The following is an 11,412-nucleotide window of genomic DNA, read 5'->3' on the forward strand; positions in this document are numbered from 1 at the left end:
CCCCCAGTAGCCCCGCCCACTTTCGCTGCCCCCGTTCGAAACCGCGGCGGTCCACCACGGTGCAGCGAATCCACTTGACCAGCACCGCGCCATGGTAAGGCCACGGAACGTGGCGGCGGTCACTCTCCGGCCGGTTGCACCCGGGCGAGCGCCCCGGCGCGCATGCGAGGATGGACAACTGGCCTGGACCGCCAGGCAGTTCGGCCCGCACGCACAGAAGAACGGGGAGGGAGTTCTGTTGAACGGCCTCAACAAGGGCATCCGCAAGGTCGAGGTGTCTCTGAAGTGGGACCCGAGTCCGGCCGGACAGCCGCCGACGGATCTCGACATCGTCGCGGCTCCCTACCTGGCGACCGATCCGAGCGGCAGCCCCGCCTACGTGGTGCACTTCGACAGCCGCTCGCCCGATGGCACGATCAGCCTCAACCGCGACAGCAAGACCGGCCAGGGTTTCGGCTGGGACGAGGTCATGACGGTCGAGCTGAACCGCCTCGACAGCCGGTACGGCCGCGTCGTGATCGGTGTCGCCATACAGCAGGGATCGGGCACGAGGACCTTCGCCGACGTCACCAAGCCCGCCCTGCGCATCCGTGAGGACTACACCGTCCTGGCGGAGGACGACTTCGGCACCGTTCTCGGCTCGACGGCCGCGACGGTCGCCGAGTTCGTCCGCGACACCACCGGTGAATGGACCTTCCACCCGGGCATCACCGGCTTCGACGAGGACCCGGCGACCTTCGCCCGAGTCATGGGCGGCCCGCGCGAGGCCTGACCCCCGCCCCGACCGGGCACCAGGCGACACGTCAGACAGATCGCCACGACAGCGGAAGGGGGAGCCGGCCTGTCGCCGACTCCCCCTTCGGGCAGTCACTTCACGCCCGGAAGGCGCTCACGTTCAGCTGCAGCCGCTCGTCGAGCCGCAGCCCTCGCAGATGTAGCAGGAACCGGCCCGCTGCATCTTCGTCCCGCAGGAGAAGCAGAGCGGGGCGTCGGCCTGGATGCCCAACTGCATCTCCACCAGCTCGGCGCTGGTGTGGGCCTGCTTCGGAGCGGGCTTGGCGCCCTCGTCGTCGGCTTCGGCCTTCGGTGCGGAGACCGCCTTCAGGGACTGGCGCGGCGCCGACTGGGCGAGGCCCTCGACGTCGACCTCTTCCTCGATCGGCTCGTACGAGCCGGTCTCCAGGTGCCGCTGCCGCTCCTCGGCGGAGTGGATGCCGAGCGCGGAGCGGGTCTCGAAGGGCAGGAAGTCGAGCGCCAGGCGGCGGAAGATGTAGTCGACGATCGACGCCGCCATCCGCACGTCCGGGTCGTCCGTCATACCCGCCGGCTCGAAGCGCATGTTCGTGAACTTCGAGACGTACGTCTCCAGCGGCACGCCGTACTGCAGACCCACCGAGACGGCGATCGAGAAGGCGTCCATCATGCCCGCGAGGGTCGAGCCCTGCTTGGACATCTTCAGGAAGACCTCGCCCAGGCCGTCGTCCGGGTAGGAGTTGGCGATCATGTAACCCTCGGCGCCGCCGACGGTGAAGGAGGTGGTGATGCCGGGCCGGCCCTTCGGGAGGCGCTTGCGCACCGGGCGGTACTCCACGACCTTCTCGACCGTGGCCCGGATCGTCTCCTCGGCCTTCTCCGTGATCTCCTTCTTCTCCGTCTCCTTGGTCTTCGCGGAGAGCGGCTGGCCGACCTTGCAGTTGTCGCGGTAGATCGCGAGCGCCTTGACGCCCAGCTTCCAGGCCTCGAAGTAGATCTCCTCGACCTCCTCGACGGTCGCCGTCTCCGGCATGTTGACCGTCTTGGAGATGGCGCCGGAGATCCAGGGCTGGATCGCGGCCATCATGCGGACGTGGCCCATCGGGGAGATGGCACGCTCGCCCATGGCGCAGTCGAAGACCTCGTAGTGCTCCTGCTTGAGGCCGGGAGCGTCGATCACATTGCCGTGGTCGGCGATGTGGGCGACGATCGCCTCGATCTGCTCCTCCTGGTAGCCCAGGCGGCGCAGGGCCTGCGGGACCGTGCCGTTGACGATCTGCATCGAGCCGCCGCCGACCAGCTTCTTGAACTTGACCAGCGCCAGGTCGGGCTCGACACCGGTGGTGTCGCAGGACATGGCGAGGCCGATGGTGCCGGTCGGGGCGAGCACGGACGCCTGCGAGTTGCGGAAGCCGTTCTTCTCGCCGAGGCGCAGCACGTCCTGCCAGGCCTCCGTGGCGGCGGCCCAGACCGGGCTGTCCAGGTCGTCCATGCGGACGGCCGTGCCGTTGGCGTCGGAGTGCTGCTTCATCACGCGGTTGTGGGCGTCCGCGTTGCGTGCGTAGCCGTCGTACGGGCCGACGACCGCGGCCAGTTCGGCGGAGCGCTTGTACGCCGTACCGGTCATCAGCGAGGTGATGGCACCGGCGAGGGCGCGTCCGCCGTCGGAGTCGTACGCGTGACCGGTCGCCATCAGCAGGGCGCCGAGGTTGGCGTAGCCGATGCCGAGCTGGCGGAAGGCGCGGGTGTTCTCGCCGATCTTCTGGGTCGGGAAGTCGGCGAAGCAGATGGAGATGTCCATCGCGGTGATGACGAGCTCGACGACCTTGGCGAAGCGCTCGACCTCGAAGGACTGGTGGCCGAGGCCGTCGTCCTTGAGGAACTTCATCAGGTTCAGCGAGGCGAGGTTGCAGGACGTGTTGTCCAGGTGCATGTACTCGCTGCAGGGGTTGGACGCGGTAATCCGGCCGGACTCGGGGCAGGTGTGCCAGTTGTTGATCACACCGTCGTACTGGATGCCCGGGTCGGCGCAGGCCCACGCGGCCTCGGCGAGCTTGCGGAACAGCGCCTTGGCGTCGACCTTCTCGATGATCTCGCCGGTCATCCGGGCGCGGAGACCGAACTCGGTGCCGTTCTCCACGGCCGTCATGAACTCGTCGTTCACGCGGACCGAGTTGTTGGCGTTCTGATACTGGACGGACGTGATGTCGTCGCCGCCCAGGTCCATGTCGAAGCCCGCGTCGCGCAGGGCGCGGATCTTCTCCTCTTCCTTCACCTTGGTGGCGATGAAGTCCTCGACGTCCGGGTGGTCCACGTCGAGCACGACCATCTTGGCGGCGCGGCGGGTGGCGCCGCCCGACTTGATCGTTCCTGCGGAGGCGTCGGCGCCCCGCATGAAGGAGACGGGACCGGAGGCGTTGCCGCCGGAGGAGAGCAGTTCCTTGGAGGAACGGATGCGGGACAGGTTCAGGCCGGCGCCCGAGCCGCCCTTGAAGATCATGCCCTCTTCCTTGTACCAGTCGAGGATCGACTCCATGGAGTCGTCGACGGCCAGGATGAAGCAGGCGGAGACCTGCTGGGGCTGCGGGGTGCCCACGTTGAACCACACGGGGCTGTTGAAGCTGAAGATCTGGTGCAGGAGGGCGTACGCCAGTTCGTGCTCGAAGATCTCGGCGTCGGCGGGCGAGGCGAAGTACTTGTTGTCCTCGCCGGCCTTCGTGTACGTCTTCACGATGCGGTCGATCAGCTGCTTCAGACCGGTCTCGCGCTGCGGGGTGCCGACGGCACCGCGGAAGTACTTGCTGGTGACGATGTTGACCGCGTTCACCGACCAGAAGTCGGGGAACTCGACGCCACGCTGCTCGAAGTTGACCGAGCCGTCGCGCCAGTTGGTCATGACGACGTCACGCCGCTCCCAGACCACCTCGTCGTACGGGTGCACGCCGGGGGTGGTGTGGATGCGCTCGATACGCAGGCCCTTGCTCGCCTTGGTGCCCTTGGCGCGGGAACTCCGTGCCGGACCGCTCGCCGTCTCTGTCATGCCGCCTCCCTGTACGGGCGAAAACGCCCTGAAGTGTCACGCTGTTCCCGTGACACGGTGTTCTGTCTTGTGTCGCGACCCGGCTGACACAGCCGTTCGCGACAGGTCTGGATCGCCGCCGGTCGTCCGGACGCACTGGTCCGGCGGTGCGGCCCGCCCTCAGTCGGCGGCGTTGGCGGGCACCGGGACCTGCACAGCCCCTCCGGACCCGCGGTCGCTCTCCACGCGCCCCCCGGCCGCGCTCTCGACGTCCTCGTCGTTCGCGTCGGGGTGCTTCCCCTGCTCTTCCCTGAGTTCCGCGATGGCGGCCTCGAAGTCCTCCAGCGAGTCGAACGCCCGGTAGACGCTCGCGAACCGCAGGTAGGCGACGAGGTCGAGTTCCTGCAACGGGCCGAGTATGGCCAGCCCCACGTCATGAGTGGTCAGCTCGGCGCTCCCGGTGGCCCGCACCGCCTCCTCGACCCGCTGGCCGAGCTGGGCGAGCGCGTCCTCGGTGACAGGCCTGCCCTGGCATGCCTTTCGGACGCCATTGATGACCTTGGTACGACTGAAGGGCTCGGTCACGCCGGACCTCTTGACCACCATCAGCGAGCACGTCTCCACCGTCGTGAAACGACGGGAGCAGTCGGGACACTGGCGGCGCCTGCGGATCGACGTGCCGTCGTCCGTCGTACGACTGTCGACGACGCGGCTGTCGGGGTGCCTGCAGAAGGGACAGTGCATAACTCCAACCCTCCTCACAGCACGACTCAATAAGCCCCACGGGCCACTTGGGCCCCGCGGAAGCAGCCCCAAGCATAGGGGATGACCATGAGCGCGAGGACCCGGGGGACCACAACTTCTGGGCCGTTGCGGCAATCCAAGCACTAGATGTAGGGCTTGGCACGTAAATCCCCCCACGGCGCGCGTGTCGCGCACGTATGGGCATGTGCCGGACGAGCAGTCCGTCGCGGAGCGCGTCCGCACCGTCGCGGAGCGGACGCGGGCGCGGCGGGGGCGCCACGGGAAAGGGGTCGGTACCCGGTCGGCCGAGTACCGGATGGCAGACTGGGCCACGCGGCGACAGCGACCCACAAGGTCCTTCGCCCCGGCGGTGAAGAGTACAGCAATCACCACTTTTGTCCGCCGGAGCCGCCCGCCCTACACCCGGACACGTGGTCACGTCAGACAATCCATGGTTTTTCACTCGAACGTGTGTTTGGCGCAACCTTTCGAAAGCAACTACCGTTGTGCTGCACGGGAGACCATCGAGAGGGGCCGACGTGACCACCACCGCTGACAGTGCCACCATCACTGCCCAGGACCGCTCCCAGAGCCGACTCGAGCCGGTGCATGCGATGAACGAAGCCACGAACCATGAAGGGCCCAAGCGAGCCTTGCCCGGCCGACCTCCAGGCATCAGGGCGGACAGCTCCGGGCTCACCGACCGGCAGCGCCGAGTCATCGAGGTGATCAGGGACTCGGTGCAGCGGCGCGGATACCCGCCGTCGATGCGGGAGATCGGTCAGGCCGTCGGCCTGTCCAGCACGTCCTCCGTGGCGCACCAGCTGATGGCACTGGAGCGCAAGGGCTTCCTGCGCCGCGACCCGCACCGTCCGCGTGCATACGAGGTACGCGGCTCCGATCAGGCCTCGGCCCAGCCGACGGACACGGCGGGCAAGCCGGCCGCTTCGTACGTGCCGCTCGTCGGCCGGATCGCCGCCGGTGGCCCGATCCTCGCCGAGGAATCCGTCGAGGACGTGTTCCCGCTCCCCCGCCAGTTGGTGGGCGACGGCGAACTCTTCGTCCTGAAGGTCGTGGGCGACTCCATGATCGAGGCCGCCATCTGTGACGGAGACTGGGTGACGGTCCGCCGTCAGCCCGTCGCGGAGAACGGCGACATCGTGGCCGCCATGCTCGACGGCGAGGCCACGGTCAAGCGCTTCAAGCGCGAGGACGGCCATGTCTGGCTGCTCCCGCACAACGCTGCCTACGAGCCCATTCCGGGTGACGACGCGACCATCCTCGGCAAGGTGGTGGCCGTCCTACGCCGCGTCTGACACCCAGCGGCGGACGGTCGCCCGTGCCCGTCCCCGCCCCTGATCCGGGCCCCGGAATCCACTGCGCCGGTTCCGGGGCCCTGGGCTGTCCAGGGTCCGCCGAAGCCTCGCGGCCCGAAGCCGAGCCCGTGCGCATGACGGCCGGTGGCCTGTCCTCATGGTTCGTGGGGACAGGCCACCGGCCGTTCGTCATGCCTCCGCTTCGACCACCTGTTCCTGCTTCTCCGCCTCTTCCCTAGCCGTGGCGGCACTGTCGATCGCAGCGAGCGATCTGCGGACCTGGTTACGGTCCGTCGTGTACCAGAAGTCGGGCAGTGAGGCCTTCAGATAGCTGCCGTACCGCGCGGACGCGAGCCGCTGGTCCAGTACGGCGACCACACCGCGGTCCCCCTGCGCCCGGACGAGACGGCCGGCGCCCTGTGCCATCAGCAGGGCCGCGTGCGTGGCGGCGACGGCCATGAAGCCATTGCCGCCCGCCTCCTCGACGGCCTTCTGGCGAGCGCTCATCAGCGGGTCGTCGGGCCGGGGGAACGGGATCTTGTCCATGACGACCAGCTGGCAGCTGGGACCGGGCACGTCCACGCCCTGCCAGAGCGAGAGGGTGCCGAAGAGACAGGTCTTCGGGTCGGCCGCGAAGCCCTTGATCAGCTCTCCGAGCGTCTCCTCGCCCTGCAGCAGGATCGGGTACTCGGGGATACGGACGCGCAACTCCTCCGCCGCCAGTTGGGCGGCCCGCATCGACGAGAACAGCCCGAGCGTCCGACCACCGGCCGCCTGGATCAGCTCCGTGAGCTCATCCAGCATGTCCGCCCGGTCACCGTCCCGCGCGGGACGTGACAGATGCTTGGCGACATAGAGGATGCCCTGTCTCGGGTAGTCGAACGGCGATCCGACGTCCACCCCCTTCCACTGGGGAAGGTCGTCGCCCTGGGTGCCCTCGGGGGCCAGTCCCAACGAGGCCCCGACGCCGTTGAAATCGCCGCCCAGCTTGAGCGTGGCCGAGGTCAGGGTGACGGAGCGGTCCGCGAAGAGCTTCTCCCGGAGCAGACCCGAGACGGACATAGGCGCGACGCGCAGGGACGCGCCGAAACGGTCATGGCGTTCGTACCAGACGACGTCCCACTCCGAGCCGTTGCTGATCCGCTCCGCCACGTCGTGGACGCTCTCCACGGCCGCCAGGGCCTGCTTGCGGACGGCGTCCTCGTCCTGGACGGACTTGTCCCGGGTGCTGCCGATCGCCGAGATCACCGCGCGAGCGGCATCACGCAGTGCCATCAGGACGTACGCCAGGTCCTCCGGGATCTCCTCGAGCCGACCCGGCAGGGCCAGCTCCATGACCCGCTCGAAACCCTCGGCGGCGGTCTGGAGCTGGTCCGCGACCTTCTCGTTCACCAGCTTCGCCGCCCGCTTCACAGCGCGGTTGACCTGGCCCGGGGTGAGCTCGCCGGTGGCCACTCCGGTCACCCGTGAGACGAGTTCGTGCGCCTCGTCCACGATCAACACCTCGTGCTGCGGGAGAACCGGAGCGCCCTCGATGGCGTCGATCGCGAGCAGCGCGTGATTGGTGACTACGACCTCGGCGAGCTTGGCCCGCTCTCTGGCCATCTCGGCGAAGCACTCGGCTCCGTACGCGCACTTCGTGGCACCCAGGCACTCTCTGGACGACACCGAGATCTGTGCCCAGGCACGGTCGGACACGCCGGGGGTGAGGTCGTCCCGGTCGCCGGTCTCGGTCTCCTGCGACCAGTCCCTCAGCCGCAGCAGGTCCTGGCCCAGCTTGCTGCTGGGCGCGGCCGCCTCGAACTGGTCGAAGAGGCCCTCCTCCTCGTCCTGCGGCACGCCTTCGTTCAGCCGGTGCAGGCACATGTAGTTCGACCGGCCCTTGAGCATCGCGAACTCCGGGCGGCGGCGCAGGAGGGGGTGCAGCGCGTCGACCGTTCTCGGCAGGTCCCGCTCCACGAGCTGCCGCTGGAGGGCGAGGGTCGCCGTGGCGACGACGACACGCTCTCCCTGGGCCAGCGCGGGCACCAGGTAACCGAGCGACTTTCCGGTGCCGGTGCCTGCCTGGACCAGCAGGTGGGAGCCGTCGTCGATCGCCTCCGCGACGGCTTCGGCCATGGTCACCTGGCCGGGGCGCTCCGTGCCGCCGACAGCGGTGACGGCGGCATGCAGGAGTTCGTGGAGTGAGGGCTTCGTCATAGCGCGACCACCCTACGGGTCACCACTGACAAACGGGTGACCACGGCGGACGAGTGGGGCCTGGGAGGCGGGATCAAGACGTGTTCTCTTCGACGGGACGGATCGGTCTCGGAGCCGGGAATTCCAGTCGGCTCGGGTCGGGTCGGATCGGATCGGGATCGAGTCGGTTGGACCGGGAACCGGACCGGCTCGGGCGGTGTACCAGATATGACGACGTCACAGCAGATCCACATCGGATCTACATCAGATCGCGCAGCAGCCGATCCCTGCACATGAGGGCGGCCCGCTTGTCGGGCAGGTCGACCTCGGCGGAGTACCGGAAGCCGGCGCTGAGGAAAGCGGAGACGGAGGGAAAGTTGCGTAGGTCGGGTTCCGCGACGACGCGGGCGCAGGCAGGTCTTCTGTCGAGGATGAGATCGGCGACGGCGCGCAGCAAGGTGGAGCCGAGACCGCGTCCCCGATCGGCCACGGGTCCGATGAGCAGATGGATCCCGGTGTCGTGCGGGCGGGCGGGGTAATGGCGGGCGAGGGGGTCGAGATCCGCCCGGTAGATCTCCCAATAGCTCAGCGGGGTGCCGTTCAGCAGTCCGAGACAAGGCATGCTGCGGCCGTCGCCGCCGAGCTGGGTCCGGAGATGGTCCGCGGTCACGTTCTCGGCCCCGCCGAGCTGCCAGTAGGAGTCCACGGCTGAGTCGTTCATCCAGCGGGAGATCAGCGGGAGATCCCGTGCGAGGCGCACGGGGACGAGGTGCAGGGTTCCTGCCGGGGTGACGACCGGCCCCCAGTCCACGAGGTGGTCGAGCAGCTCGCCATTGGCCGAGGGCTCCCCCTGCCCCGCCTCTCCGCTGCCACCGCACGGGTCGGAGTCCTCGGACAGGAGCGCGAGGAAGTCGTCGGTCAGGCGGAGTTCGAGTGTGTCCTCGTTGCTCGGGGCCGAGGCAGTGCCGCTGTCGGTGCTCGCGTGGGTGCTCGCGTCGGTGGGTGGCACGACGACGCTCCTCTCAGGAGATCGGGTGGGGCATGGTCCTCGGAGCTGAAGGGAGTGGGAGTACGCGGACGAGTGGGCTGCACATCTGTACGGAGACGGAGTGGCCGGTCATGGACGGAGGGGGTTGGTGATAGTGACGTAGACGGACTGCGTGTCGACCGGACCGACGAGTTCATCGAGGCCGTGGAGACGGGTCAGGAGGTTGGCCTTGCAGCGCAGGACGGGTGAGTCGAGCAACCGCGCCGGCAGGTTGGTGTTCAGCCGGGCGGGGCCGGTGGCCACATCCATGAGGAAGCGGCGGAAGGCGGCGAGAAGGAGTCGCTCGTCGACGAGACGCTGGGATCCGAACGCGCCGATGAGACCGAGCACGTTGTTGATGCCGAGGTAGTAGGCGAACCGTTCGTCGGTGACCTCGTCGGAGACGAACGTGTCGCTGCGCTCGCCGATGCCTGGGAGCCGGGATCGGAGATCCGCGCGGCGGGATGCGCGGAAGTAGTAGCCCTGGTTGTCACGGTACCGACCGCCGATGGGCCAGCCGTCGGGGTCCAGGAGGACGAGCGTGTTCTGTTGGTGTGCTTCGAGGGCGATCCCGGCCTCACTGTCGAGCCACAGCACGGGCCGCACGATGTGCTCCAGATAGCGCAGGAACCACTCGACGGCCACGGCGCTCCGGGGACGCCCGGTGCGCTCGGCGAGACGGGTGACGACCTCCTGGAGCCGCGACCGCATGAGGAGAGGCCTGTCGTCGCCCGCATGGCGTTCGCCATGGGGGTACGGCCCGGGTGACACGAGGCCCGCGACGCAGGACACGTCGTCCGCCGGGCCGAACGGGTTGTGTCGGATGACCACGTCCAGGCCCGCCAGCGCGTCACCGTCCGGGGCGGTCACCGCCAGCCAGGCCGGGTCACGGACGATGTCGAACCCGGGGTGGGCCGCCTGCCACCGGTCGGCCAGACCGGTGCGCAGCAGGCGGTGCACCTCGACACCGCGATGGAGTTCCTTGCGGAGGTTCTCACGGCGGGAGTTGGTGATGCGCAGGCTCAAGGAGAGTTTCAGCATCGCGGGGGCACCGGTGCGGTGAACGGTGCGGACGGAGGAGGTGGGGTGCCACGGGGCGCCGTGTGGGCCCAGGTCGCGCAACAGACCGGCGTCGAGCAGAGCGGCGACGGCCGGCCGGTGGCGGACCTCGCGGAACTGCCAGGGGTGCAGCGGCAGTGCGGCGAAGCCGTTGGGGAGGGGCAGATCCGGGCCTGCCAGCCGCGCGGTCAGCAGGTCGGCGGGGACGACGCGGCCTCGTTCGGTCCACGCCGAGTCGGTCGACAGGACAGAGGGTGCGACCGCCATCCAGTGCACAGGGAAGGAGCCACGCATCTCGGGTGAGTACAGCCGCACTTCGGACTCCGAGAGCCCTTCTCTGCTCTTCGGCGTGGGGTGCAGAGGGTGGCCGAGGAGGAGCGCTTGCTCTGCGGCCAGGAACCGGTCGGGGTCGTCGGCGGGTTGCGCTCGACGCTCGGTGATGAACACGGCGACCTGGCGGGCGGAGTCGGAGACCCTGCCGACCAGGTCCAGTCGGTCGCGCTGGATGTGCTGGGCGGGATGGGTGTGCTGAGTGGGCGCGGCTGTGGGTCGGGGTGAGGTTGCCGTCCCCTGTGTGCCTCGTGCGGTGGCTTCGCGGGCCAGGAGGGCCGCGAGCGTGACCGCGTCGACGGGGGGTGCGGTGCCGGGGGTGCCGGCGAGGTGAGGAAGGCCGAAGCGGTGCCAGCCGGTGGGAGACCAGTAGTGCACCGGGGCGAGGAGGGTCGTGCCGGTGGCTGGAAGAGGGATGTGGAGGACGCCGCCGTGGTCTTGGGGGGAGGTGAGGTCGTGTTCGCGTACCCAGCAGCGCAGGAGGTTCTCGACCGCTGCCGCCTGAGCAGCGGTGTGCGGGTCGGGGTGGTGCAGGAGGTCGGCGTCGGGTGTGGTCGAGAGCTGGGTGGCCTCGATGCCGTCGGCGGCTCGGCGCGGGGCTGGTCGCCCGCGCTCTTGGCTTGGCTCAGTTGTCGGGTGGTTCGCAAGCGCGGGTCGGCGAGGGTCTGGCTGGGTGGGGCCTGGAACCTGAGCGGGCAACCCCGAGTGTGGGGCGACCTGGCGCCGCGGTGGCTCCAACAGGCTGAACCCCGGCTCCGGCAGGCAGGAACCGCCCTCGGGCTCGGCGGGCTGGGGCCGCCCCTCCTCGTCCTGGCCACCGGGTCGCCGACGCCCCGGCTCGGTCTGGCCGGGCGATGGTTCGGGCCGGCCTGGCAGACGTGGTTCCGCGCTCGACGGGCCAGGGATCTGGGCGGTGCGGGCTTCCGGGGCGTGGCGGTGGGCGCGGGCCTCAGGGGCGGGCGGCGGATTCACGGCGGTTCCTGGGT

Annotated in this window: 8 protein-coding genes and 1 pseudogene; 3 read left to right on the forward strand and 6 right to left on the reverse strand. The window is 69.2% G+C overall.

What is annotated here, in order from left to right:
- Positions 1-85: pseudogene (locus P1P70_RS31325) on the reverse strand (DUF4937 domain-containing protein); the annotation flags it as partial.
- A gap of 153 nt (positions 86-238) precedes the next feature.
- On the opposite strand from P1P70_RS31325, the gene P1P70_RS31330 reads away from it, so the two are divergent.
- Positions 239-772, forward strand: coding sequence for a TerD family protein (locus P1P70_RS31330; RefSeq protein WP_319243780.1), 534 nt, complete (start codon positions 239-241; stop codon positions 770-772).
- Between the two features lie 123 nt (positions 773-895).
- Here the strand turns inward: P1P70_RS31330 and P1P70_RS31335 are convergent, their stop codons facing one another.
- Both P1P70_RS31335 and nrdR read right to left on the reverse strand, forming a co-directional pair.
- On the reverse strand, positions 896-3,793 hold the full coding sequence (locus P1P70_RS31335; RefSeq protein WP_319243782.1) for a vitamin B12-dependent ribonucleotide reductase: 2,898 nt from the start codon (positions 3,791-3,793) through the stop codon (positions 896-898).
- Between the two features lie 159 nt (positions 3,794-3,952).
- Positions 3,953-4,516: a transcriptional regulator NrdR gene (gene nrdR, locus P1P70_RS31340; protein ID WP_319243784.1), complete on the reverse strand. Its 564-nt coding sequence runs from the start codon at positions 4,514-4,516 to the stop codon at positions 3,953-3,955.
- Between the two features lie 539 nt (positions 4,517-5,055).
- Here nrdR and lexA point away from each other — a divergent pair.
- On the forward strand, positions 5,056-5,832 hold the full coding sequence (gene lexA, locus P1P70_RS31345) for a transcriptional repressor LexA (RefSeq protein WP_045561107.1): 777 nt from the start codon (positions 5,056-5,058) through the stop codon (positions 5,830-5,832).
- A gap of 189 nt (positions 5,833-6,021) precedes the next feature.
- Here lexA and P1P70_RS31350 read toward each other — a convergent pair whose 3' ends face one another.
- The 3 genes from P1P70_RS31350 to P1P70_RS31360 form a co-directional block, all read right to left on the reverse strand.
- Positions 6,022-8,031, reverse strand: a complete 2,010-nt coding sequence (locus P1P70_RS31350; protein ID WP_319243785.1) for an ATP-dependent DNA helicase — start codon at positions 8,029-8,031, stop codon at positions 6,022-6,024.
- A gap of 238 nt (positions 8,032-8,269) precedes the next feature.
- Positions 8,270-9,019, reverse strand: coding sequence for a GNAT family N-acetyltransferase (locus P1P70_RS31355; RefSeq protein ID WP_319243787.1), 750 nt, complete (start codon positions 9,017-9,019; stop codon positions 8,270-8,272).
- Between the two features lie 108 nt (positions 9,020-9,127).
- Complete coding sequence (locus tag P1P70_RS31360) at positions 9,128-11,164, reverse strand: IucA/IucC family protein (RefSeq protein WP_413471589.1); 2,037 nt, start codon at positions 11,162-11,164, stop codon at positions 9,128-9,130.
- On the opposite strand from P1P70_RS31360, the gene P1P70_RS31365 reads away from it, so the two are divergent.
- Positions 11,063-11,412: hypothetical protein (locus P1P70_RS31365; RefSeq protein ID WP_319243790.1), on the forward strand; the 350-nt coding region annotated here is incomplete at its 3' end. The genes P1P70_RS31360 and P1P70_RS31365 overlap by 102 nt on opposite strands.

This window comes from Streptomyces sp. MB09-02B, from assembly GCF_033794485.1.
Lineage (GTDB): Bacteria > Actinomycetota > Actinomycetes > Streptomycetales > Streptomycetaceae > Streptomyces.

Excerpts from the sequence above, each read along its gene's own strand:
- P1P70_RS31335 (WP_319243782.1), bottom strand. The coding sequence starts at position 3,793 with ATGACAGAGACGGCGAGCGGTCCGGCACGGAGTTCCCGCGCCAAGGGC.
- nrdR (WP_319243784.1), bottom strand. The coding sequence starts at position 4,516 with ATGCACTGTCCCTTCTGCAGGCACCCCGACAGCCGCGTCGTCGACAGT.
- P1P70_RS31350 (WP_319243785.1), bottom strand. The coding sequence starts at position 8,031 with ATGACGAAGCCCTCACTCCACGAACTCCTGCATGCCGCCGTCACCGCT.